Origin of the sequence: Chryseobacterium oranimense, from assembly GCF_900129755.1 — a bacterium.
Classification (GTDB): Bacteria; Bacteroidota; Bacteroidia; order Flavobacteriales; family Weeksellaceae; genus Chryseobacterium; species Chryseobacterium oranimense.
On the sequence record NZ_FQWT01000004.1, the window covers coordinates 128177 to 152501 of the forward strand.

At 37.7% G+C, this 24325-nt stretch carries 16 protein-coding genes; 9 read left to right on the plus strand and 7 right to left on the minus strand.

The window, feature by feature from the left end; genetic code table 11:
* Positions 1 to 98: 98 nt before the first annotated feature.
* On the plus strand, positions 99 to 992 hold the full coding sequence (locus BUB03_RS13595) for an SMP-30/gluconolactonase/LRE family protein (protein ID WP_040996399.1): 894 nt from the start codon (positions 99 to 101) through the stop codon (positions 990 to 992).
* A 121-nt stretch (positions 993 to 1113) separates the two neighbouring features.
* Here the strand turns inward: BUB03_RS13595 and BUB03_RS13600 are convergent, their stop codons facing one another.
* The 3 genes from BUB03_RS13600 to BUB03_RS13610 form a co-directional block, all read right to left on the minus strand.
* Positions 1114 to 1929: a PhzF family phenazine biosynthesis protein gene (locus BUB03_RS13600; protein WP_073064035.1), complete on the minus strand. Its 816-nt coding sequence runs from the start codon at positions 1927 to 1929 to the stop codon at positions 1114 to 1116.
* A gap of 38 nt (positions 1930 to 1967) precedes the next feature.
* On the minus strand, positions 1968 to 3275 hold the full coding sequence (locus BUB03_RS13605) for a DEAD/DEAH box helicase (RefSeq protein ID WP_073064038.1): 1308 nt from the start codon (positions 3273 to 3275) through the stop codon (positions 1968 to 1970).
* Positions 3276 to 3494: 219 nt separating this feature from the next.
* A complete protein-coding gene (locus BUB03_RS13610) occupies positions 3495 to 4760 on the minus strand; it encodes a C45 family peptidase (RefSeq protein WP_073064041.1) in 1266 nt (421 codons plus the stop codon).
* A 278-nt stretch (positions 4761 to 5038) separates the two neighbouring features.
* Between BUB03_RS13610 and rpsA the strand changes: the two genes are divergently transcribed.
* The 4 genes from rpsA to BUB03_RS13630 all read left to right on the plus strand — a co-directional run bounded on the left by rpsA (position 5039) and on the right by BUB03_RS13630 (position 11912).
* Positions 5039 to 6835 (plus strand): 30S ribosomal protein S1, encoded by a 1797-nt coding sequence (gene rpsA, locus BUB03_RS13615; protein WP_040995899.1) that lies wholly within the window; start codon positions 5039 to 5041, stop codon positions 6833 to 6835.
* A 279-nt stretch (positions 6836 to 7114) separates the two neighbouring features.
* Positions 7115 to 9721 carry a T9SS-dependent M36 family metallopeptidase gene (locus BUB03_RS13620; protein WP_073064044.1) on the plus strand — a complete coding sequence of 869 codons (2607 nt, stop codon included), beginning with the start codon at positions 7115 to 7117 and terminating at the stop codon, positions 9719 to 9721.
* 128 nt (positions 9722 to 9849) lie between these two features.
* Positions 9850 to 10830 (plus strand): EamA family transporter, encoded by a 981-nt coding sequence (locus tag BUB03_RS13625; RefSeq protein WP_073064046.1) that lies wholly within the window; start codon positions 9850 to 9852, stop codon positions 10828 to 10830.
* Between the two features lie 86 nt (positions 10831 to 10916).
* Positions 10917 to 11912 (plus strand): alpha/beta fold hydrolase, encoded by a 996-nt coding sequence (locus BUB03_RS13630; RefSeq protein WP_073064049.1) that lies wholly within the window; start codon positions 10917 to 10919, stop codon positions 11910 to 11912.
* 63 nt (positions 11913 to 11975) lie between these two features.
* Here the strand turns inward: BUB03_RS13630 and rplS are convergent, their stop codons facing one another.
* Positions 11976 to 12332: a 50S ribosomal protein L19 gene (gene rplS / locus BUB03_RS13635; RefSeq protein ID WP_034704964.1), complete on the minus strand. Its 357-nt coding sequence runs from the start codon at positions 12330 to 12332 to the stop codon at positions 11976 to 11978.
* A gap of 280 nt (positions 12333 to 12612) precedes the next feature.
* Between rplS and BUB03_RS13640 the strand changes: the two genes are divergently transcribed.
* Positions 12613 to 15351, plus strand: coding sequence for a fibronectin type III domain-containing protein (locus tag BUB03_RS13640; RefSeq protein ID WP_073064051.1), 2739 nt, complete (start codon positions 12613 to 12615; stop codon positions 15349 to 15351).
* A 69-nt stretch (positions 15352 to 15420) separates the two neighbouring features.
* Here the strand turns inward: BUB03_RS13640 and BUB03_RS13645 are convergent, their stop codons facing one another.
* On the minus strand, positions 15421 to 16959 hold the full coding sequence (locus BUB03_RS13645; RefSeq protein WP_073064054.1) for a hypothetical protein: 1539 nt from the start codon (positions 16957 to 16959) through the stop codon (positions 15421 to 15423).
* Between the two features lie 212 nt (positions 16960 to 17171).
* Here BUB03_RS13645 and BUB03_RS13650 point away from each other — a divergent pair, with 212 nt between their 5' ends.
* Positions 17172 to 17873, plus strand: a complete 702-nt coding sequence (locus BUB03_RS13650; protein ID WP_073064056.1) for a CoA transferase subunit A — start codon at positions 17172 to 17174, stop codon at positions 17871 to 17873.
* A 162-nt stretch (positions 17874 to 18035) separates the two neighbouring features.
* Here BUB03_RS13650 and BUB03_RS13655 read toward each other — a convergent pair whose 3' ends face one another.
* Complete coding sequence (locus BUB03_RS13655; protein ID WP_073064059.1) at positions 18036 to 19838, minus strand: ABC transporter ATP-binding protein; 1803 nt, start codon at positions 19836 to 19838, stop codon at positions 18036 to 18038.
* A gap of 121 nt (positions 19839 to 19959) precedes the next feature.
* Here BUB03_RS13655 and BUB03_RS13660 point away from each other — a divergent pair, with 121 nt between their 5' ends.
* Positions 19960 to 20613 carry a CoA transferase subunit B gene (locus BUB03_RS13660; RefSeq protein ID WP_040995912.1) on the plus strand — a complete coding sequence of 218 codons (654 nt, stop codon included), beginning with the start codon at positions 19960 to 19962 and terminating at the stop codon, positions 20611 to 20613.
* 472 nt (positions 20614 to 21085) lie between these two features.
* On the opposite strand, the gene BUB03_RS13665 is transcribed toward BUB03_RS13660, so the two are convergent.
* On the minus strand, positions 21086 to 21907 hold the full coding sequence (locus BUB03_RS13665; protein ID WP_040995914.1) for a DUF4197 domain-containing protein: 822 nt from the start codon (positions 21905 to 21907) through the stop codon (positions 21086 to 21088).
* A gap of 102 nt (positions 21908 to 22009) precedes the next feature.
* On the opposite strand from BUB03_RS13665, the gene BUB03_RS13670 reads away from it, so the two are divergent.
* Positions 22010 to 24277 carry a glycoside hydrolase family 20 protein gene (locus BUB03_RS13670; protein ID WP_073064062.1) on the plus strand — a complete coding sequence of 756 codons (2268 nt, stop codon included), beginning with the start codon at positions 22010 to 22012 and terminating at the stop codon, positions 24275 to 24277.
* The last annotated feature ends 48 nt before the right edge of the window (positions 24278 to 24325 follow it).

Here is a 24325-nt window from a genome sequence, read left to right on the forward strand (position 1 = left end):
GACATTTTATATTTGAATTTTTATTGTATCAAAATGAGTAAATGTGTTTGAATCTTATGACTGATATTGTAACTTGCAGTTTTTTAAATAAAGAAAGAATGAAAAAGATACAGAGCCTGGGTATAATTGGTTTGGTTTTCGCATTGATAAACTGTCAATCAGTAAATTATAACAAAATGTTTTATGGAGATGTACAACCGGAAAAGGTTTCCGATCAATTCAGTTTTACGGAAGGACCGTCTTCAGATAAGCATGGGAATGTTTATTTCACTGACCAGCCTAATGACAAAATATATTACTGGGACTGGAAAACCAATAAAATTATAGAGTTTTTAGGGAAAACTGGCAGGGCAAACGGAACTCATTTTGATAAGGACGGAAATCTCATCACTTGTTCTGATGATCAGGGTGAAATCTGGAAAATTTCAAAGGATAAAAAAATAGAAGTGATCCTGAAAGGTTTTCAGGGGAAAAGGCTGAACGGACCTAATGATATCTGGAATGATGCACATGGAGGGATGTATTTTACGGACCCTTTATATGAAAGGGATTACTGGGTAGGTTTTAAGCAGGAAATCCCTCATAAAAGCCTTTATTACAGGACAAAAGAAGGTCAAACCATTAAACTGGAAACTTTTGTGCAGCCTAACGGGATTGTAGGAAGTGAAAAGTTTAAAAAACTTTATATTTCAGATATTGATGCAGGAAAAACTTATGTTTACGATATCCTGGGAGAAGGAAAATTATCAGAGAAAAGGCTCTTCTGTGAAATGGGCTCAGACGGTATGACGCTGGACAAACACGGCAACCTTTATTTAACAGGAAAAGGAGTACATGTTTTCGATCGTCACGGAAAGAAAATCTATCATATTCCTATTGAAGAGGACTGGACTTCCAATGTGACTTTTGGTGGTGAGAACCATGATATCCTCTTCATTACAGCCTCAAAATCTGTCTATACTCTTCCGACGAAGGTAAAAGGAGTAAAATAAAATTATTACATACTATAAAAAGCTGATGAAAGGAACTGTACTACTTCTTTTCATCAGCTTTTTTAATTTATAACCTGTAAAAAAGGTTTATCTTAATGATAGTTTTGATAATTATAAGATCTTAATCAGCTGGTTGATTCATTTCACCGGCTAAAAATATCACTGCATTGCTTCTTATTATCGTTTGATCCCCTTTTAATTCTACCTGCATGCTTCCTGTACGTTCAGAACATTGGAAAGCATTGAGGATGTTTTTATCAAGCTTCACAGACCAGTATTTACATAAAAAGCTTTGTACGCCTCCTGTCACGGGATCTTCATTGGAACCTGACCATGGCCAGAAGTAACGGTATTCAAAGTCGTATCCGGTTCTTGCAGACGGTGCAGTTACCAGAACCCCGCTGATTGTGGTTTTGATCTGTTTTAATGTAGCGAAATCCGGGCTTAACTCTTCCAGCTGTTTACTGCTTTCTATTTCCACCATCAGGATATTGTGATCCTTATTGTATTCGCAATTGATAATGTTTTGTATTCCTATTGCATTTTTTATATCAACAGGAAACGGGGATTTCTCGGTTTCATGTACAGGAAACACCATTTCGATCTGGTTATTGTTGCTTCTCAGTTCAAGAATATGCCCAAACTGTGTTTTAAATGTTAAGGTATCAAGATCCGGATATTCCGAAAACAAAACTTTCGCAGATGCCATCGTAGCATGTCCGCATAATGGAATTTCAGTTACCGGAGAAAAGTAACGTATCGAAAAATCGGCAGGCCCTTTTTGAATGACGAATGCCGATTCCGAAAAACCGAATTCTTTAGCAATCTGAATCATATTTTCTTCAGGAATAGCCTCCTTTAAAATACACACGGCTGCAGGATTTCCTTTAAATAATTTATCGGTAAAAGCATCTGCAATGAATGTTTTAATTTTCATATCTGAATTTTGTATGTTTTTAATTGGGTGTTTTTTAATTAATAAGCAATTTCCATTTTCACTTTCTTGCCCTTCAGCTTTTCATTACTTAATTTCTTTAAAACAGCAACGGTTTTATTTCTGGCAACCGCCACATAAGAAGTTGTATCCTTCACTTCAATAATGCCGATGTCTTCTTTCTGCAGTTCTCCCTTTTTGATGAGATAGCCTACAATATCCACCTTATTTACCTTATCCTTTTTCCCGGCACTGATGTAGATCGTCTGGAAAGGAGTTCTCTCCGGAACTTTATTGAAACCTGCTACACTTTCTTCAGGAGTATTGCTTTTAATGAAGGGGAAATTTTCATCTTCGGTCATGATGAGGTAAGCAAAACCTTTGGCATTCATCCTTGCGGTACGGCCGTTTCTGTGGATAAAGGCGTCTTCTTTCGGAGGGAGCTGGTAATGAACAATGGATTCTACCTCAGGAACGTCAAGGCCGCGGGAGGCGAGATCTGTAGTTATTAGAATCCTTGCGGAATCATTTCTGAATTTCAGAAGGGCACGTTCCCTTTCATCCTGTTCCATTCCTCCGTGGAAAGTTTCCCTTGCGATTCCTTTTTCTCTTAAAAGCTCGGAAATGCGATCTACGGCTTCGCGGTGGTTACAGAAGATCAATGTTCTTTTGTTTCCTATCTTACATATTAAGTTAAAAAGAGTATCCAGTTTTTCCTCAGGAATAGTCATTACCTTTCGCAGCTGGATGTCCGGTTTTACTTCATTTAATTTCAGGAAGTTGATGATTTTTTCATCTTTCAGACCTGTAAACGAAGGAATTTCATCCATTGCTGTTGCTGAGGTTAAAATTCTCTGTGAAAGGCTTTTTAGTGATCCGGTAATGAATTCCATGTCTTCATGAAAACCCAGTTCCAAAGCCTTGTCGAATTCGTCCAGAACCAATGTCTGAATGGTTTTAGGATCAAAATTGTTGTTTCTTAAATGATAAACCACACGTCCCGGGGTTCCGATCAGAACCGCAGGGGCTTCAATTAAATTATTGACCTCAATTTTTTTATCATGGCCGCCATAGCATACGGAAACCTTAAAATCCGTTCCCATCGACTTGAAAACCTGCTCGATCTGCAACGCCAGTTCTCTTGCCGGAACTAAAATCAGAGCCTGGATTCCGGAAGCCCCTTTTTTAAGGTTGCGAAGAACGGGAAGTAAAAAAGCGAGTGTTTTACCTGAGCCTGTAGGGGAGAGCAAAACCACATCTGTATTGTTTTCTGTCGTTTTATAGGTGGATTTCTGCATCTGATTCATGTCCTGAATCTGCAGTTTCTGATAAATTGATTGTAGTTCCATGGTGCAAAGGTAGTGAATTTGGGTGGAGAGTTTGAGGTGTCGGTAAGGTTGGAGTGATGAATTCAGAAATATTGAATGAAGGCTAAATATCTGGTGGCTGAAGCTTCCTGGGCCGCCTCAAACATCTAAACTTACCCTTAAATTTACCATCGCCTTGCAAAGTAGAATTCACTATTCACTACTAATATTGCAACTTCAGTAATGTCTGAAATCTGCAATCTACTTCAGCCTGCTCAGCATTTCTTTTCCACGCAATAAAGTAACAGGATATGTTTCATCAGGATTGGAAACAGCCTTTTCGTAAAACTCTTTAGCAGTGCTGGTATTTCCCAAGGTGAAATTGATGAAGCCGTTTATTTCGTACATAAAATTGCGGAGCTTGAGATCTTTTTCTTCTTTGGTGCTGAGGTATGTTAAAAGTTTTTCAGCGGAATTCAGGCGGGAATCTTTGTAGGGTTGGTAGTCGTATCCGTTAGGTTTACTGAACCAATAATCCCACATAGCACCGTTATGATGTTCGTTCCAGGAGTATTTAATAAGCTGTAAAGCGATTTCCAGTAAGGCAGGATCCAGATTTTTATTTTTTGGATCCGATTTCCTGCTTTCCGCAATATAATGGTCGATTGTAGTTTCTAAACCTTTCTCCAGCATTTCCCGGAAAATAGATTCTTTAAAGTATAAAGCATGATTTTTGAAGAAGTTCTCATAGGCAAATGAAACAGGAAAATGCTCAGCCAGATTTTCTATGTGATATCCTTTTTTCAGTTCAGATTTTAAATCGATCTTATATACATTATTATAATCATGAAAAAGATACACGTATATGATTCCTTTTTTGAGATCACAGATGGTAGAATATAAAGTGTTTAGTTCTCCTTCCTGATGGGTCTTGTCTAAAATGGTTTTTAGAAAATCAATATTGTTTGCCTTAGAACCGGCGAGCATTTCATTGGCCAGATCAGGTCTTCTGCAAGACAGTTTCCCATTGATCATATTACAGTTGGAATTGACCTGAAAATCACCGGTTTTTTCTATAATTCCTCCGGGAGTAATCACAATAGAATTTCCTTCCTTGTCCGCTAATAAAGCTTTGGCAGAGATGGCAAAATCGTATTTTTTCAGCAGGACCATTGCTTCTTTTACCGTTTTACATTTTCCTAATATTTCCCACATCAGATCTCCTTTATAGGGATTTTTCAGAGTCAGTTTACTCAGGTCATAATTGGCTGCTGCAAAATCATAAAACAATCCGTACTCATTCATGGCTGCTGCGGCCTGCATGTCCGGGGCCCCAAAGCTGACGGAGCCGTAACGGTCGTTAGTGGCGGGGTTATACCAGATTCTTGTAAAAGGAGTCATATCGTCTTCATTGGCTGCAACAAAGGTTTCTCCACCTCTTGAACAGGAAAATATGGTACAGGCTTTTACCATATTTAAATTGTAAGAAACTAAGCTGATTAGCAACAGAAGAATTTTTTTTTGCATGACTATTAGATTGGTTAATGAAAATAATAAATATAGGGTCTTTTATTAAAACACTTCATAGAACGAATGCATTACATTAACCTTAAGTTTTCGGCTTGATTTCTAATAAGAAAGACAAGATAATCCGTTGGTAATGTAAAATAAAATTCCTATCTTTGCACCCACTTTTGTGGCAAAAGGTTTGAAGAGTAAATTACTTATAATTAATTACTTCCGTATTTTTTAATCCGCATTTATTCAGACCGTTAAAAAAGAAGGAATACAAATTTTATTAGAAAATGTCAAAAGAGACAAATTCAGCAGAGGTTTTATTAAACCAAAACGTAGCACCAGAACAATTTGATTGGGATTCATTCGAATCGGGTCTTGATGCAGATGCGAGAAAAGAAAAAAGCGATTTAGAAGAAATCTACAACGGATCTCTAAGCAGCCTGAACGATAACGACGTTATCATCGGTAAAGTTGTAAGATTAACTGATAAAGAAGCTATCGTTGACATCGACTTCAAATCTGAAGGTGTTATTTCTCTTAACGAATTCCGTTACAACCCAGGATTGAAAGTAGGTGATGATGTAGAAGTAATGGTTGACAGAAGAGAAGACAAAACTGGTCAGTTACAATTATCTCACAGAAAAGCAAGAACGCTTAAAGCTTGGGATAGAGTAAACGAGCTTCACGAAACTGGAGAAATCGTTAACGGTTTTGTTAAATCCAGAACTAAAGGAGGTATGATCGTTGACGTACACGGAATCGAAGCATTCTTACCAGGTTCTCAGATTGATGTTAAGCCAATCAAAGATTACGATCAGTTTGTAGGTAAAACTATGGAGTTCAAAGTTGTGAAAATCAACCCGGAATTCAAAAACGTAGTAGTATCTCACAAAGCATTGATCGAAGCAGATATCGAAGGTCAGAAAAAAGAAATCATTGCTCAGCTTGAAAAAGGTCAGGTTCTTGAAGGTACTGTTAAGAATATTACTTCTTACGGTGTATTCATCGACTTAGGAGGTGTAGACGGATTGATCCACATTACAGACCTTTCTTGGTCTAGAGTGAACCACCCATCTGAAATCCTTGAAGACGGACAGACTGTAAAAGTTGTTATCCTTGATTTCGATGATGAGAAAACAAGAATCCAGTTAGGTATGAAGCAATTAGAGGCTCATCCTTGGGATGCTCTTTCTGCTGACCTGAAAGTTGGTGACAAAGTAAAAGGAAAAGTAGTAGTTCTTGCTGACTATGGTGCATTCGTAGAAATTGCTCCAGGTGTAGAAGGATTAATCCACGTTTCTGAAATGTCTTGGTCTACTCACTTAAGATCTGCAGGAGACTTCGTGAAGGTAGGTGATGAAGTAGAAGCTGAAGTATTAACACTAGACAGAGAAGAAAGAAAAATTTCTCTTGGTATCAAGCAATTGTCTAAAGATCCATGGGAAAATATCGAAGCTAAGTATCCGGTAGGATCTCAGCATGTAGGAACTGTAAGAAACTTCACTAACTTTGGTGTATTCGTAGAGTTAGAAGAAGGTATCGACGGATTAATCTACATCTCTGATCTTTCTTGGACTAAGAAAATCAAGCACCCATCTGAGTTCTGTGCAGTTGGTGATAAATTAGATGTTGTAGTTCTGGAACTAGACATCCAGGCTAGAAGATTATCTCTAGGTCACAAACAACTTCAGGAAAACCCTTGGGATAAATTCGAAACTAAATATGCTGAAGGTACTATCCACGCTGGTAAGGCTGTAGAAGTTCACGATAAAGGAGCTTCAGTACAGTTTGAAGACGTAGAAGTAGAAGCTTTCTGCCCATCAAGATTATTAGAGAAAGAAGATGGATCTAAAATCAAGAAAGGTGAAGAGGCTGACTTCAAAGTAATCGAGTTCAATAAAGAATTCAAGAGAGTAGTAGTATCTCATACTGGTATTTTTAGAGATGAAGAGAAGAAAAACGTAAGAGAATCTTCTAACAGATCTAATAATACATCATCTTCTTCAAACAACGAGGAAAGATCAACTCTTGGAGATATCGATGCATTAGCAGAATTGAAAAGAAAAATGGAAGAAGGTAAATAATCTTTGAACCATTGATGATATGAAGCCGCTCATTTGAGCGGCTTTTTTTTATGGCTTTATTCTGAATTTATTATTGCTGTATACAATTATAGATAATTGATTAACATTATTTTCAAAATGATGATATTGATGAAAAAGCCTGTCATAGCTTGATTGCAGAAACGATAAAAATATTCATAATGAGAGTTTTTACATTGAAATAATTTATTTTTTAAAATAATGATTAAAAAAATATATTAATTGTGAATTATTTGTAAATTAGCGGCTTTATAAGTAAAAATGAAGAAAATAACTCTACCTCTTTTATTTGCTGCATTTGCAGTATTTCCTTCCTCTTTATTTTCACAAGATAACGAGAAGCTAGTTAAAGATTATATTTCTCAAAACAAAACAAGAGAATATAAGAAAAATGACCTTGCCGGTTTTGCTATTGACAATGTTGATCATTCTACGTCAATGAACGGGCAAGTTGTGAAATTCCAGCAGATGTATAACGGATTACCGGTGTATGGTACCGCAGGAACAGCACTTGTAAAGGATAATAAAGTAGTTTATTATACTGATAACTTTGTAAAAGATTACAACGGGGTTACTTCTGCTACTGCAGGGATAACGAAAGAAGCCGCATTACAGAAAATTGCTGAAGATTTAGGCAGTGAAGAAGTTTCAAGGCTTCAAATCATGAATTTTTTCGAAAAAGGACCTAACAAATTAACTGCAGCCAAGCAGCGACTGATGTACGCCACAGATGAATCTCAGAACCTAAGGCTGGTTTATGAATATCTGGTTCACGTGCCTAAGACAACCAACCACTGGAATATCCTGGTTGATGCAAATACCGGTAAAATCCTGAGTAAGCTTGACCTTAATCTATCATGTGATTTTCATGATGGAGCATATGCTCATGATGAAAACCATATGGCATCATTACCGCAGAATGAAAGTTCATATCCTGTAAACAACAATAACCTGATTACCTTAGCTCCGGATAATGCTTCATATAATGTTTTTCCTTTACCGGTAGAATCACCTACATTTGGTTCCAGAGCCGTAGTTACAAACCCATGGATTTTAGCCTCTTCACCTGAGGGATGGCATTCTAATGTAACTACACATTACACTACCACGAGAGGAAACAATGTATATGCGTACGATGATAAAGATGCTAATGAACAAACTTTTGGAGTTTCTCCGGACGGTGGAGCAACAAGAAACTTTAATTTTCCTTATGATCCTAACGCGTTAACGTATGTAAATTTACCTGCTGCCACTACCAACTTATTCTATATAAGTAATATGGTACACGATATTTTTTATAAATTCGGATTTACAGAACCTGCAAGAAACTTCCAAAGTAATAATTTTGGAAACGGTGGTCTTGATGACGATGAGGTTTTTGCACAGTCTCAAGACGGTGGTGGTTTCAATAATGCCAATTTTGCTCCTTATCCGGATAATTATAACCCAATTATGCAGATGTATTTGTGGTTGGGCTCAAACCGCAAACTATTCTATAAGGCTCCATCCGATGCTGTTGCACGTGTGGTAAATGCAGGTACAGCCCAGTTTGGACCAGCTTTAAATGATGTCGGAATAAATGGCGATGTGAAGCTTGCAAGTGTTATTGACGCATGTACTGCATTACCTGCTGGTGAACTGACAGGGAAAATCGGACTGATAGAAAGAGGAGGTGGTACAAACTGTAGTTTCGCTTTAAAAGTAAAAAATGCACAGAATGCAGGAGCTATAGCAACAATTATCTATAACAATACTGCTAATGGCTCTACCTTAATCAATATGGGTGGTACCGATGCTACAATTACTATACCTTCAATATTGATTACTAATTCGGAAGGAGAATATATTAAAAGCAAGTTAGCTTCAGCTATACCTGTAAATGTAGATCTGAGAGCAGATACAAAATATGATGGAAGCTTTGATAATGGTATCGTTACCCACGAATATGGTCATGGAATTTCCAACAGATTAACAGGGACAGGATATAACTGTTTAAATTCAAATGCAGATAAAGAGCAGATGGGCGAAGGATGGTCAGATTTCTTTGCAATAATGCTGACAAATAAACCGGGCGACAATGCTTCAGTTCCAAGAGGTATGGGAACTTATCCTATAGGACAGCCTACTACAGGTTTGGGTATCAGGCCTGCCAAGTATTCTCCTGATTTTGCTATAAACGATTATACTTATGGTGATACCAACGGAATGGAATTTACCAACCAAAACAATGTTCTTGTTCCGGATGTACACTCTATAGGATTTGTATGGGCAACCATGCTTTGGGATCTGCACTGGAAATACGTTGAAAAATACGGATATGCATCTGATGTAACGGCTAATGCCAACAGTGGAAGTGCCAGAGTACTTCAGCTGGTAACCAATGCATTGAAACTACAGGGATGTAATCCTACTTTCATTAACGGAAGAGATGCTATTCTTCAGGCTGAGCTTGCTACAACAGGAGGAGTTGATAAATGTATGATCTGGAGAGTATTTGCAAAAAGAGGTTTGGGAGCAGGAGCTTCTGCAGGTCTTGCAAACGACATCAACGACCAGACTGAGAGCTTTACCCTTCCTGAAGGTTGTTCCGCTCTTTCAACAGAAGAAGTAAATATTGCTAAAAACAAAATTTCGATCTATCCGAATCCTGCTAAAGATGAATTCTTCATCAATTTCCCAAGCAATACTGTTGGAAAGGTAAGTTTAGAAATCTATGATATGTCCGGAAAACTGGTTTCTTCGGAAGATAAAATTTCACCGGATGCTAAAAAAGCAGTTTCTACAAGTAACCTTGTCAACGGAACCTATATGGTAAAAGTTAAAGGTCTTGGTATTGATGCTACTTCCAAAGTAATCGTTAAGAAATAATAATTTACATAATCTCTATCAGGGAGTCGCCGCAAGCAAAGCTTGCGGCGATTTTATTTATCTATCATATTGACGTCTCCGGTAATTTCAATTATTATGTTGTAAATTTGCAGGCTGTTAAAAAAATTATGAAGAAGAAAAATATACTCAAGGGAGTTTTATTCGTAGGGATCGGGGCCAGTATATACGGAATGCTGGCAACATTTGTGAAAATGGCTTATCATGATGGTTTTACTACATCGGAAGTTACTACTTCGCAGTTTTTGCTGGGACTTGTAGGTCTATTAATCCTGAATTTTATCCAGACCATTACATCAAAGCAGAAGCTTTCATCGCCAAGTGCTAAAGAAGTAAGAATGCTGCTTCTTGCCGGAACATCTTTAGGCTGTACCAGCTTGTTCTATTATATTGCCGTTCAGTATATTAATGTTTCTATAGCTATTGTGCTGCTGATGCAGTCTGTTTGGTTCAGTGTTGTGGTGGAAAGTATCAAAGAAAAAAAACTGCCAAATGCGAGAAAAGTAATTTCTGTAATTATTGTGCTTGCAGGTACCATACTTGCTACGAACCTTGTTAATATGGATATTGAGCTCGACTGGCACGGCGTTTTCTGGGGATTAATGGCGGCTGCATCTTATACGATGACTATGTTTACATCCAATACGCTGGCTACACATCTTCCTGTGTTCAGGAAAAGTATTATTATGCTTTGCGGGGGAGCGGTTGTGGTTATGGCATTTCTGTTTTTTGCCCAGATCGGACCTTTATATTCAGAAGGATTAAAATCTGTATACCTTAATTTCACAGAAAATACAGAGCATATTCACTCATTTAATTACTCCATATTCTGGACATACGGATTTGTTCTAGCTTTGTTTGGAACTATTATTCCTCCTATTTTGTTTAATATTGGCTTCCCTAATGCGGGACTTGGATTGGGAAGTATTGTTTCATCTTTAGAACTTCCGGTGTCTGTAACGATGGCTTTTGTTTTATTAGGTGAGAAAGTTTTACTGATACAATGGGTGGGGATTATTCTTATTCTTTTTGCTATCGTATTGATGAATCTGCCTTCCAGAAGTGAAGTGAAATCTGTGGAATTTTCTTAACAATATAAATTTAAACTAAAAAAATACTCGGAAACCGTTTCTTTTGAAGCGGTTTTTTTAATTTTATTACTTTAAATAAAGCGTCAATGAAATATTTCAGAAAGATAACATCAGGCATTATGCTAGTGGCGGTGCCGGCTTTTTTATTTTCACAGATAAAACCTCTGGACGCCATGCTGACCGAGTATAAATATCCTTACGAAGTTCATTTTATCGATCTTAAATCGCAGGACAATGTACTTAAAATGGCTTATATGGATGTTCAGCCGCAACAGTCGAATGGGAAAACGATCATGCTTCTTCACGGAAAGAACTTTAACGGAGCCTATTGGGAAAAGACCGCAAAAGACCTTTCTGATAAAGGATTCAGAGTGATCATTCCGGATCAGATCGGGTTTGGTAAGTCTTCAAAACCTAAAAGTTATCAGTTTTCTTTCTCCCAGCTTGCTGAAAATACAAAAGCAATATTGGATAAGCTTGGCATTGATAAAACAATAGTTTTAGGGCATTCAATGGGTGGAATGGTAGCCTCAAGATTTACCCTTCTTTATCCTGAAAAGGTTCAGAAGCTGATTCTCGAGAATCCCATTGGTTTGGAAGATTATAAAACGTTTGCGGCTTATCAGACTATAGACCAGGCGTATCAGTCCGAGTTGAAAAATACTGCCGAAACCTATAAAGCCTATCAGCTAAAATTCTATTATGATAATAAATGGAAAGAAGAATATCAGCCGTGGCTTGATCTTATTGCAGGATGGACCTTGCATAAAGACTATCCACAGGTTGCTTGGGATGCGGCACTTACTTCAGATATGATTTATAATCAGCCCGTTTGTTATGAGTTTAAAAATATCAAAGTTCCTACATTGCTTATCATTGGCACAAGAGACAGAACCGCAATAGGAAAGGACAGGGCACCTAAAGATCTGCAGCCTAAAATGGGACAGTATCAGGAATTAGGGAAAAAGACCCAGAAGGAAATTGCCGGTTCTAAACTTATTGAACTTGAAAATGTGGGGCATCTTCCGCATATAGAAGTGTATCCAAAATTTTTCAGTGCGTTGTATGATTTTATAAAATAGAGATCAATAAAAAAGAGACTACCTGAAGCAGATAGTCTCTTTTTGTATGTATTGTTGTCTGAATTACTTTTTCTTGTAAGCAGCGTCTTTGATTCTAGCTTTTTTACCTCTAAGGTCTCTGAAGTAGTAAATTCTAGATCTTCTAACTCTACCTCTTCTGTCAACTTCAATTTTCTGAAGTGCAGGCATGTTGATAGGGAATACTCTTTCTACACCTACATCACCACTCATTTTTCTGATGGTAAATGTTTTTGTAGCGCCAGTACCTCTTAATTGGATAACGGTACCTTTGAAGAACTGAGTTCTTGTTTTCTGTCCTTCTTTAATTTCGTAATACACAGTAATAGTGTCTCCTGCTTTGAATTCAGGGAAATCTTTTTTAGTAATGTACTGATCTTGTACGTACTTTAATAAATCCATTTCTAATAAAATAAAATGTTAAAGCTAAGCAACTTACACGGTCTTCGTCAGAGGTTGAATAACAGGTTGCAAAGATACAAAATAGTTTTTGATTCCACCAAATATTTAATGTGCTAAAAACTATAATTTTTTCACTCAAAATTTGCCTCAGAATTAACAGTTATTTTAAATTCTCATCTGACGCAGTTTATATAGGAAATCTACTTTTGCCCGAAGTTAAAAAACAGATCAGATCATTTCTTAAAAATCTGATTTGCAAATCTATAAAAAGTAAATAACTATGAAACACTATTTCTTCTTTTTCTGTTTTGCTGTCCAGATGGCATTCGGGCAGGCATTGTTTCCTTACCTGCAGAACCCTACGCCGAGCTCAATGATTGTCAACTGGAAAACGTCTTCCAATAATGAAACAACTGTAATTTACGGAACGTCTCCAACCAATCTTAATGTAACTGTCACCGGAACTACCAATATTTTCTCCGATACCGGCTATAACAACAACTATTATTATCACACGGCAAAGATCACCAGCCTGCAGCCGAATACCAAATACTATTATAAAATAAAAACAGGAACCAGTGAGTCGGCAATTTATAATTTCAGAACTCTGCCTTTGCCGGGACAGGCTGCTACTGCAGACGGGAAAATACGTTTCCTGATTATGGGAGACAACCAGATCAAAGCAGAACCAAGATATGATTCACTTACTTTAAATGCATTCAAAAAACTGAAACAGAAATTCGGGGCCGGTTCCGATCCTTCGGATAATGTAGCACTTACCTTTATGGTAGGAGACCAGGTGGATGTGGGAACACTGGATCATTATGAGAATGTTCATTTTAAAAAGAATATTAAGCTGTCACCTTATCTTCCTATCCAGACAACGGTAGGAAATCACGAAACTTACGGAACGCTTGGAATGAATTCCTACTATGCCCATTTCTATATTGATGAAATCAAATATAAAAATATCAGTTCAGGGAACGAGAATTATTATGCACAGCAGGCAGGAAATGTCCTGTTTATAAGTTTAAGTTCAGAGCATACAGGAACGGCACAGCAGACATGGCTGTCACAAATTTTAAATGAAGCCAATGCTGATCCTACAGTAGACTGGATCATCTCTTTAAGCCACAGACCTTATCAGGCAGAGCAGTATGTAGGAGATATTTCTACCTGGGTGAGAAACAATGCCGTACCGTTACTGACAACTTCAAATAAGTACTTGATGCACGTGGGAGCCCACCATCATTTATACCACAGAGGACAGCTGAAAGACACCCCGAATTACCAGATCATTTCCGGAGGAACAGCATGGGACCAGTACTGGGGCATGTCTAATGAACAGGATTTTGATGATGTACAGAAAACATTGACAGACTGGACTTACCAGATTGTGGAAGTAAATGTGCAGACCGGAAAGGTAGATATTGAATGTTACTCTATAGGAGGAGTGTATAACAGAAAATACAATGAGTTGGTAGATACTTTCCACAGATATAAAAATCAGCCAAAACCTTCAAAACCATCGGTTACCAATACTTTTTCTGCACCGGTAACTTTACCTTTGACATTGGATGGAAGCGCATTTGCCTCTTCAAATGGAGAATTGCTGAATACCACACAGTTTTTAATTAGCAAAGCATCTAATTTTTCAGTAATTGAAAAGGAATTTTACCGGGATTACGAAAACTGGTTCGGAAAAGATGGAAACGGAACACCGGACAGAACAAAAAACTTGAATGCCGGAATTGATATCACAAAGGCAACCATTGCCGCGAACTCTATTTCAAACGGACTCTATTACGTAAAGGTTCGTTACAGGGACAGAAACCTGGAATGGAGCGACTGGAGTGATGTAAAACAGTTTGAAGTGTCAGGAAGTGTGGTTTCCAATCCTACATTTGCACTAGATAAAACCGAATACATTCAAAATGAAGCAATAACAGCTAATTATACGGGAGGCCCTGGAAATCAGCAGGACTGGGTAGGCATTTATAAAAAAGGACAGACACCTGCAACGACGACTTCCCAGGGTTTCCTTTACACAAACGGACAAACGGCAGGAACGGCAGCATTCCCGAATGGCCTTGCTAATAAAGGTCAGTATTTTGCAGGATTTTTTGCCAACAACGGCTATACTGAAATTACTCCAAGAAAAAGTTTCTATGTAGGACCGAAAGTAGTATTGCAGACCACAGCTGATACCTATCCTGTAGGCGGAACAGTTGTTATCAATTACAGCAACGGACCGAATCTGGTAAAAGACTGGATCGGGATTTACAAAATGGGGCAGACGCCCGGAACCAATGCTTCTATTAAATGGAGCTATGTTTCTACCGCTTCAGGAACACTCAATTTCACAGGTCTTCCGAAAGGATATTATTATGCCCAGTATCTGCTTGAAGACGGATATACAGGAATCGGAGACAAAGTATTCTTTAAAGTAGGGGATATTGTCACGGAACTGTGGATCAACAAGCCTGTTTATACATTAGGTGAAAACATCACGGCTTCATGGACGGATTCTCCCGGAATCATCAAAGACTGGCTGGGAATTTATCCTCAGAGTATCCAGACACCGGATGATAACTTCGTTTCTTATACCTACTTTGATGGGGTTACCCAGGGAACAAAAACAATCCAGGGAACTGCACTGCCTGCAACACCGGGCAACTATTACATGGTAATGTTTACCAATGATTCGTATACCGAAGTATCCAACAGAAAGGAATTTCAGGTGATAGCCGGAACTCTGGGAACAGAAGAGGTAAAAAGTACAGAAAAAAATGTAGTTCTGTACCCGAATCCTACCAGGCCGGGCGAACCTACATTCATCAAAAGTGATTATCCTATTGATAAAATTGAATTAGTTTCCGCATCAGGACAACTTTTGTATGAATCAAAAAACATCAACAACCAGCGATTTTCTCTGGTGAACGAAAATCTTCCGAAAGGAGTATATTTTGTAAAAGTTCATTCAAGAAAATTATTTACTTTGAAACTGATTATACAATAAAAATATTACAGACAAAAAGAAAAGCGGGAAACTATATTTCTCGCTTTTTATATTATTTTAAAAGGACTTCTACAGAGAATCATCAAGCAGAGCTTTTTCCCGTATGGTGGTCGAAGTAAAATCATGAGGATCCGGAGTAATATCCTCTGCCAGGATTTTAGAGTCCTGGACAAGTTTTCCTTTATCGTTATAAAGTTTTAATAAAATCCATTTTCCGCTACGTTCCAGCTCTCTTGCTTCAGACACGTCCTGAAGCCTAATTTTTCCGCTGATAAGAATACCATCTTTTACACTGGATGTATTGGTCGGTTTGCCATTAATATATTGTACAATTTCAGCTGTAAAATCTAAAGTTTCCTCTCTAGGCTGGGTATAAGTGTAAATAAGGTTTCCTTTTTTATCATAAACAAAGCATTCATAAGTATTCTGTTTTGTGTTAAGCTTTTTCTCTGACTTTAGTTTGCCGCTATCACTAAAAAACTTAGAATATACAACCACGCCGTCTGCATAAGTTAATTCACTGTAATTGTCATATAAAATACCATTATAAGGCATATCATCTTTGTAAGTTAATATGGATTTTAAGCTTTCGTTTGGATTATAAAATTTAATTTCCTGAACGACTTTGTCTTTCAATGTTTTTTCTGTAGCTAATTTCCCGTTTTCATCAAAAGATTTGCACAGTATAACCGAACCGTTTTTATAAACATCGATAGTCGAAATATGAGTGTAATCCATATTGTATTCATAATCTTCACCATCCTGAGGCTTTAACAAATGGGAATTTTTGTCAGTCTGATAGATCAGAGTTCCGATTTTTTTTCCGGATTCATCATATGTTATTTTATAGCCATCATTTTTATTTCTTTTCTCCTCTTGCATTATCTTTCCGTTTTCTCTGAAAATAGTACCTTCTTTGATGGAACCATCACTTTTATATTTTAAAATTTGAAAAACCCTCATAGGATTGGAGTAGTATCCTACTTGTATGGAATCTGTAGTTTCATACTCTTTTGCAAAATCGTTATTGGTACCAATATATTTTCCTTTGTCACCATAGTATTCTGTCTTGGAATTTCCCTCCTGATCAACACTTATTTCGTATCTGATTCCTTTAATATCCTCATCATACACTACTTTCTTATAAACTGAAGGAGTTTCATAGGTTATAATTGTGTTGTAATAGAGTTTATTTTGCGGGTCTTTATATTCATATGATTTTCCACGGTAATCACCGTTTGTACTATAGACGAAATCATTAATAAGTCTTCCCTTTTTATCGAAAGATTGGGAAGGCCCTGCCGGATGTACTTTGGGGTACTCTATAAAAGTAGCAACTTTGCCTTCCGGCGTATACCAGGTAACTTTTCCTTCAAAAACTTCATTGCCCAGGGTAGAATCTGAAGCAAGACCTTCCATCTGAAGCGTTCCGTTTTTATAATAATCTTTGATTAAAGTAAGTTTGCCTTTAGGTTCGATTACACGGTAAAACTCCATTTTATCAGGAGTTGTTTTTTCCCAGTTTTTATCAAAATAAATTTTTTCCTGGGCATCTCCAGTGATATAGATTACCAATGCAAAAAGTACAGATGTAAGTATTTTTTTCATGGTTTAATTGTGCTTATTATTTTATTGAATTCAAATATAAATCAATTTGTGGTACGGATATAAAAAACTTTGAATAGGTTTTCAGAACCTTATTCATAGTGATTTGCATGAGCATTTTAAAGCAAAAAAATAGAAGATTCAACCAGAAAATCCTTATTACGGATATATGAGAAAATTTATTAAATTTAACGGACAGAAAAATCTAATATTTCATGATAGATAAAAGAGTAAAAAATGCAAAGGAAGCCATAGAAGGTATTCAGGACGGAATGACTTTAATGCTGGGCGGATTCGGCCTTTGCGGTATCCCTGAAAACTCCATTAATGCTTTGGTAGAAAGCGATGTAAAAGATTTAACGTGTATTTCCAACAATGCAGGTGTCGATGATTTCGGGCTTGGATTGCTGCTTCATAAAAGACAGATCAAAAAAATGATCTCCTCCTATGTGGGAGAAAATGCAGAATTCGAAAGACAGATGCTTTCCGGGGAACTAGATGTTGAGCTTACCCCACAGGGAACTCTTGCAGAAAAATGCAGGGCTGCCCAGGCTGGAATTCCTGCTTTCTATACTCCTGCCGGATATGGAACTGAGATTGCAGAAGGAAAAGAAGTGAAAGACTTTAACGGTAAACCTCACATTCTCGAGCATGCTTATCAGGCAGATTTTTCAATCGTAAAAGCCTGGAAAGGGGACCATGCCGGAAACCTTATTTTTAAAGGTTCTGCAAGGAATTTTAATCATCCGATGGCGGGAGCGGCAAAAATTACCATTGCCGAGGTAGAAGAACTGGTAGAACCGGGAGAATTGGATCCTAACCAGGTTCATATTCCGGGAATTATGATCCAGAGAATATTTCAGGGTGAAAAATTTGAAAAAAGAATCGAACAGAGAACAGTCAGAAGCAAAGAATAATTTGATAATAACTTGTTTAAACTTTTATTTTGAACCATTAAAATATAATAAGTATAAAGCTTAAAATCAGAATGAGTCATCTTAACTATACTTCATTCCTTAAATTACTTAAAAAATAATATTTACAAAAATAAAGCGCTGAATGAATTCAGCGCTTTATTTTTATGCTTGGGGGTTGAGCATTTTCCTTTCCCCGATCTGCTGTCGCCACATGGCATAATATAATCCCTTTTCAGCAATTAAATTATCATGAGATCCCATTTCCACAACCTGTCCGCGTTCAAGTACGTAAATCCTGTCCGCATGCATGATCGTACTAAGGCGGTGGGCAATAAGAACCGTAATTTGCTCCCTTTCCTTCGAAATGCTTTTTATAGTAGAAGTGATTTCCTCTTCGGTAATACTGTCCAATGCAGAAGTAGCTTCATCAAAAATCAGTAAATGAGGTTTTCTTAAAAGTGCTCTTGCAATGGCAATTCTTTGCTTTTCCCCTCCACTCAGCTTCAGACCACCTTCACCAATAACCGTTTCGATGCCTTTTTCTGCCCTTTCCAGCAAGGCGGTACAGCTCGATTTCTCTAAAGCAACGGCCAGTTCAGATTCCGTAGCCTTTGGATTCACAAAAAGAAGGTTTTCTTTGATCGTTCCTGCAAAAAGTTGCGTATCCTGCGTTACAAAGCCAATCTGATTTCTCAGTTCGTCAAAATCAAACTCTTTTCCATTAATGGTATTATAAAAAATATTCCCTTCCTGAGGTCTGTAAAGTCCGACCAGCAATTTTACTAAAGTACTTTTGCCAGAACCACTCGGTCCCACAAAAGCAATGGTTTCCCCGTTTTTAACATCGAAAGAAATATTATTTAAAGCTTTATACTGAGCAGATTGGTGCTTGAAAGAAACATGCTTGAATTCCAGTTCCTCGATTGCTCCGATCTGTTTTGGATGTGATGGCTTTTCCTCCACGTCTTTTTTCATTAAACGGTCAAAATTCTGCAGCGAAGCTTCGGCTTCACGGTAAGAGATAATGATGTTCCCGATTTCCTGCATCGGCCCGAAAATAAAGAACCCATAAAACATAAGGGACAGATATTGTCCCGGAGTCACAATATTTTTAAAAATCAAATAGAGAAGAGTCAGCGTGATCATCTGTTGAAGAAAATTCACCATCGTTCCCTGGATAAAGCTTAAAGAACGGATGCTTTTAACCTTTCTGAGCTCAAGACCGAGAATTTTGTAGGTATTATTGTTCAGACGGATGACTTCCTGATTGGTTAACCCCAGACTTTTCACAATTTCGATATTTCTAAGACTTTCCGTCGTACTTCCCGCTAAAGCGGTAGTTTCAGAAACAATGTTTTTCTGGATACTCTTTATCCTTTTGCTCAGCAAATTGGTCACAAATGCAATCAGGAAAATACCACAGATATACACCGGCATGATTGACCAATGCAAACGGATGGCGTACACCGAAACGAAAATAATGCTAACCAGGATTCCGAAGAAAATATTAATAAAATTATTGATGAATTTTACCGAATCCTCCCTTACTTTCGTTAAAATGGACAAGGTTTCCCCACTTCTTTGATCTTCAAATTCCTGATAAGGCAAAGCCATTGAATGCTTTAAACCATCTGTAAAAATCTTTGCACCGAATTTTTGTGTGATTACACTTACTGCATAATCCTGAAAAGCTTTGGCAATTCTGCTCACCATCGCTGTTCCGATCAGTAATCCTAAAAAGTAAAAGGCACCGTGATAGGCTTCACTTCCATATAAATACTCATTCAGGTTCCTTGGTAATAGCTTTTCTTTGTCAAAAAAATTAGGATGCGTTACCAGCTGGTCCAGAATATTCCCTGTAATCGCCGGTGCAAACAAAGAAAAAACCTGGTTAATGGCTGCCAGCAGCAAAGAAATGACAATTAACCATTTGTAGGGCTTAAGGTATCTTAAAAGTATTTTCATTTTAATAAATAATGCTGCAAAATTAGAGATATTATTTTGACTTATGGTATTAATAATTTTGAATAATAAAGACCTTTTGTATTCAAGTGAAAAGAATTAAATTGCAGTCTAAGTTTTTACTATGCTTACAAAAGAACAAATTGCCAAAAGAATTTCAAAAGAACTCAAAGATCGTTATTATGTAAACCTGGGAATAGGAATCCCTACTTTAGTTGCCAACTATGTCCCTGAAGGTATTTCCGTAGAGTTTCAGAGCGAAAACGGGGTTCTGGGAATGGGACCTTTTCCTTTCGAGGGAGAAGAAGATGCCGATATCATCAATGCCGGAAAACAAACCATTACCATACTGCCGGGAGGCTCATTTTTCGATTCTGCATTCAGTTTCGGGATGATCCGTGGCCAGAAAGTGGATCTCACTATCCTTGGAGCGATGGAAGTTTCAGAGAACGGAGATATCGCCAACTGGAAAATTCCTGGAAAAATGGTGAAAGGAATGGGAGGTGCCATGGATCTTGTGGCTTCTGCAGAAAATATTATTGTTGCGATGATGCACGTTAATAAAGCCGGAGAAAGCAAAATCCTTAAAAAATGTACCCTTCCGCTTACAGGCGTGAACTGTGTAAAAAGAGTGGTAACCGAATTAGCTGTACTTGACGTTACACCAGCCGGTTTCAAGCTGGTAGAAAGAGCGCCGGGCGTTTCAGTAGAACATATTATACAATCAACAGAAGCAGATTTGATCATTGAAGGCGAAATTCCTGAAATGCAATTCTAATAAAATAAAAACCTTGTCACCGACAAGGTTTTTTTATTTCTTCCCGGACTTGAATTTTTGTTTAAAGAAAAGGAAGGTTATTAAGATTTTCTCTCGCAGATTAAGCCGATTTTAACACTGGAATTTAGATAATTTCAAGTATTTCAAAAAGTGACCTAGAACACTATAACCCGACTTAGGAAAATGGAGCGTTAAGAAAATAAATGCTGTGAACGTTAAAAAAATTCTACTGTCCGAAGCGCGACACAAGAACAAAACTGAAGAACAAACACAGAATTCGCGCAAGTTTCAGAATTTTTAGAGAACAGCATTTATTTTTAGCGGAATTTTCCAGGTCTTGAATTTTTGTTTCTTTTGTTTCAAGACAAAAGAAAAGCCATTAAACCTTCCCATCCCATAACACAAGACAAAAGAAAAACTGCCTCAAAAATGAAGCAGTTTATATATTTTAAAGCTTTACAAAAAAACGGAATTACTTCCCATCCTGTGCCCCAAAAACCTTCTGTAAAATAGAAGTAGTCCTCATGGCCGGAGTATTTCTGATACCACTTTCTTTGTCAGCCACCATTTTGAAAACACCATTAATAGTTTCAGTGGTAACATACTCATTAAGATCAGTTGTTACAGACTGCCCTGTGAAGGTATTGTATTTAGAAATCAGATTTTTCCATACCGTATCTGCACCTACTTTACCCAATGATGCTTTTACTTTGGGCTGGAAGGCTGTAAACAGCTGGCTCTGTGTTTTGGTCTGTAAATAATTGGTTGCTGCATTATCACTGCCCAATAAAATATTTTTAGCATCTGTGATGGTCATGGAGGTGATGGCTTTTGTGAAAATTGGAGCAGCTTCTGTTACGGCATCCTCAGCAGCCCTGTTTAATAATTTCACGCCTTCATCAGCAAGACTTCCCATTCCCAGGGAGCGTAGTGTGGTGTCGATCTTTCTTAACTTTTCAGGCATTAAAATTTTTACGGCCTCATTCTTTAAAAACCCATCAGTTACAGCCAGTTTCTTCACACCGTCAGTTACCCCAAGACTTAAAGCTTCTTTTAATCCAGAGGATATTTGTGAAGAAGTCAGACTTCCCAGATTGATAGGGGAAGTACTTGCAGAAGTAGTGGAAGTGGAAGTTGTGGTAGGAGTAGCTATTGTAGTGCTTTTTGCTTTTGTGGGATTATCAAGATCAACACCGGTTTTGTTTTTGACGGTGGATTTAATAATATCTAAAAGTTGAGCCTGCGCAGAAACTGAAAATAATAATACTGCGGCGAATAGAATGTTTTTTCTCATTGTATTTTTTTTGCAAATTTAGATGATTTATTATTTAATAAGTTAAATGGCCAAAGAGTTTTGGAAAATAATTATCTTAGCTAAAACCTTAATCATACTTAAATGCGACGTTTCCTTTTTATGTGTTCCGTTATTTTTTCCACAGTTTTTCATGCTCAGAAGAGGCCGGATTTAATTCCTTATCCCCAAAGCGTAACCATGCAGGAAGGAAAGTTCATCATTCCTGAAACATTGATCCTGAATGATAAACTTCCAAAAGAAGAAACGGAGTATTTCAAAAAACGGCTTGGTTCCGGTGTGAAATTCCGGAATAGCAGTAAGACAGAAGGAATTCATCTGATGTACATGCCTTTTCCACAGCCAAAAATTCCTATTCATCCCGAAGAAGATAAAGAAAAGTATACTATTGATATTTCTCCCCAAAGGATTTTCATTACTTCCAATACCAGACAGGGGTATTTTCTGGCTCTACAAACCCTGGCTCAGCTTTTTGAAGAACATAAGGAAGACAGGGAAATTCCTGCTTTAAGGATTGAAGATCAGCCTAAATTTGCATGGCGCGGAATGCATTTGGACGTCTGCCGTCATTTCTTTAATGTGGATGAGGTTAAACAGTATATTGATTATTTAGCCATGTACAAGCTGAATACCTTTCACTGGCACCTTACAGATGATCAGGGCTGGAGAATTGAAATTAAAAAATACCCAAAACTCACCCAGATCGGTTCAAAGCGTAAAGAATCGATGGTTGGAGCTTACGTTGACAATACTTTTGACCGGAAGCCCTATGGTCCCTATTTTTATACCCAGGAGCAGATTAAAGACGTTATTAAATATGCTCAGCAAAGACATATTACCATTGTTCCGGAAATTGAAATGCCCGGCCATGCTTTAGCTGCTCTGTCAGCCTATCCCGAACTCGCCTGTACAAAGGGGCCGTTTGAAGCAGCGACGAAATGGGGTGTTTTCGATGATGTTTTCTGCCCGAAAGAAGAAACTTTCACCTTTCTTGAAAATGTTCTGGATGAAGTTATTGCACTGTTTCCATCACAATACATCCATATCGGTGGTGACGAATGTCCGAAAACGAGATGGAAAGAATGTGCCCATTGCCAGGAACTGATCAAAAAGAATAATCTGAAGGATGAACATGGCTTGCAAAGCTATTTTATTCAGAGGATTGAAAAATATGTCAACAGCAAAGGAAGAAAAATCATCGGCTGGGACGAAATTCTTGAAGGAGGCCTGGCTCCAAATGCTGCCGTTATGAGCTGGACAGGCGTAAACGGAGGGATAGAAGCTGCAAAATCTTCCCATTTTGCGGTAATGACCCCGGGAGCTTATTGTTATTTTGATCATTATCAGGGTGATCCTCAAACGGAGCCGAATGCTTTCGGAGGTTTTACCCCTTTGGATAAAGTTTATTCCTATGATCCCATTCCTTCAGAGCTGAATGCTGAACAGGCGAAATATATCTTAGGAGTACAGGCCAATTTATGGACAGAATACATTACGGATTTTAAGCAGGTGCAGTACATGATATTTCCAAGGCTGATGGCCCTTTCCGAAGTAGGATGGGGAACGTCAGATCCTAAAAACTATAAAGAATTTGAAGGAAGGGTAATCAGCCAGTTCAAAATTCTTGATAAAATGAAGGTGAACTATGCCAGAAGTATTTATAATATTACCGGAAAAGTATTTCCTGCCGGGAATGGTATTTCTTATGAGCTGAATGTATCCCAGGACCCTAAAGGAATACGATATACAACAGACGGGACAGAACCTTCCATAAACTCGCAGGTTTATCAGGGACCCATTGCCGTTTCAAAATCTTTAACCGTTAAATCTGCCTATTTTGAGGACGCACAACTGAAAAGCGCCATTTCTTTCCAGGAATTCAAAATTTCAAAAACAACGGGAAAAAAAATTACTCTGGAACAGCAGCCCAGCGAAAATTATTCTTTTGGGGGAGCTTTCACCCTGGTGGATGGAATTATCGGAAATACCAGACAATTAGGCAAGACATGGTTAGGTTTTCAGGGAAAAGATGTGGTGGCAACCATTGATCTGGGACAAAAAACCAACTTTTCCGAAGTTTATTTTAATACCCTGGAAAATAAAGGAAGCTGGATCCATCTGGCTAAATCTGCACAGATCTTTGTTTCTGATGATGGTAATAGCTTCAAGATGATTAAAGAAATCGGAAAAGAAGAAATTAAGAATTCACAAGGAAAAATAAAGCTGAATGTAGGAAATCAGACGGCAAAATACATTAAACTTAAAATAGAAAATGCAGGTATTATTCCTGCCGGAAATCCCGGTGCAGATTCCAAAGCATGGCTGTTCGTTGACGAAATTGGTGCCAATTAGGAATCAGTTTCTGAACAGATAGCATACAATCTGTTACAACAGCCGTCA

Bases quoted from the DNA above. Each gene is read 5' to 3' on its own strand.
- BUB03_RS13620 (WP_073064044.1), top strand. From the start codon at position 7,115: ATGAAGAAAATAACTCTACCTCTTTTATTTGCTGCATTTGCAGTATTT.
- BUB03_RS13595 (WP_040996399.1), top strand. From the start codon at position 99: ATGAAAAAGATACAGAGCCTGGGTATAATTGGTTTGGTTTTCGCATTG.
- BUB03_RS13650 (WP_073064056.1), top strand. From the start codon at position 17,172: ATGATAGATAAAAGAGTAAAAAATGCAAAGGAAGCCATAGAAGGTATT.
- BUB03_RS13660 (WP_040995912.1), top strand. From the start codon at position 19,960: ATGCTTACAAAAGAACAAATTGCCAAAAGAATTTCAAAAGAACTCAAA.
- BUB03_RS13645 (WP_073064054.1), bottom strand. From the start codon at position 16,959: ATGAAAAAAATACTTACATCTGTACTTTTTGCATTGGTAATCTATATC.
- BUB03_RS13640 (WP_073064051.1), top strand. From the start codon at position 12,613: ATGAAACACTATTTCTTCTTTTTCTGTTTTGCTGTCCAGATGGCATTC.
- BUB03_RS13625 (WP_073064046.1), top strand. From the start codon at position 9,850: ATGAAGAAGAAAAATATACTCAAGGGAGTTTTATTCGTAGGGATCGGG.
- BUB03_RS13600 (WP_073064035.1), bottom strand. From the start codon at position 1,929: ATGAAAATTAAAACATTCATTGCAGATGCTTTTACCGATAAATTATTT.
- rpsA (WP_040995899.1), top strand. From the start codon at position 5,039: ATGTCAAAAGAGACAAATTCAGCAGAGGTTTTATTAAACCAAAACGTA.
- BUB03_RS13670 (WP_073064062.1), top strand. From the start codon at position 22,010: ATGCGACGTTTCCTTTTTATGTGTTCCGTTATTTTTTCCACAGTTTTT.
- rplS (WP_034704964.1), bottom strand. From the start codon at position 12,332: ATGGATTTATTAAAGTACGTACAAGATCAGTACATTACTAAAAAAGAT.
- BUB03_RS13630 (WP_073064049.1), top strand. From the start codon at position 10,917: ATGAAATATTTCAGAAAGATAACATCAGGCATTATGCTAGTGGCGGTG.
- BUB03_RS13655 (WP_073064059.1), bottom strand. From the start codon at position 19,838: ATGAAAATACTTTTAAGATACCTTAAGCCCTACAAATGGTTAATTGTC.
- BUB03_RS13610 (WP_073064041.1), bottom strand. From the start codon at position 4,760: ATGCAAAAAAAAATTCTTCTGTTGCTAATCAGCTTAGTTTCTTACAAT.
- BUB03_RS13605 (WP_073064038.1), bottom strand. From the start codon at position 3,275: ATGGAACTACAATCAATTTATCAGAAACTGCAGATTCAGGACATGAAT.
- BUB03_RS13665 (WP_040995914.1), bottom strand. From the start codon at position 21,907: ATGAGAAAAAACATTCTATTCGCCGCAGTATTATTATTTTCAGTTTCT.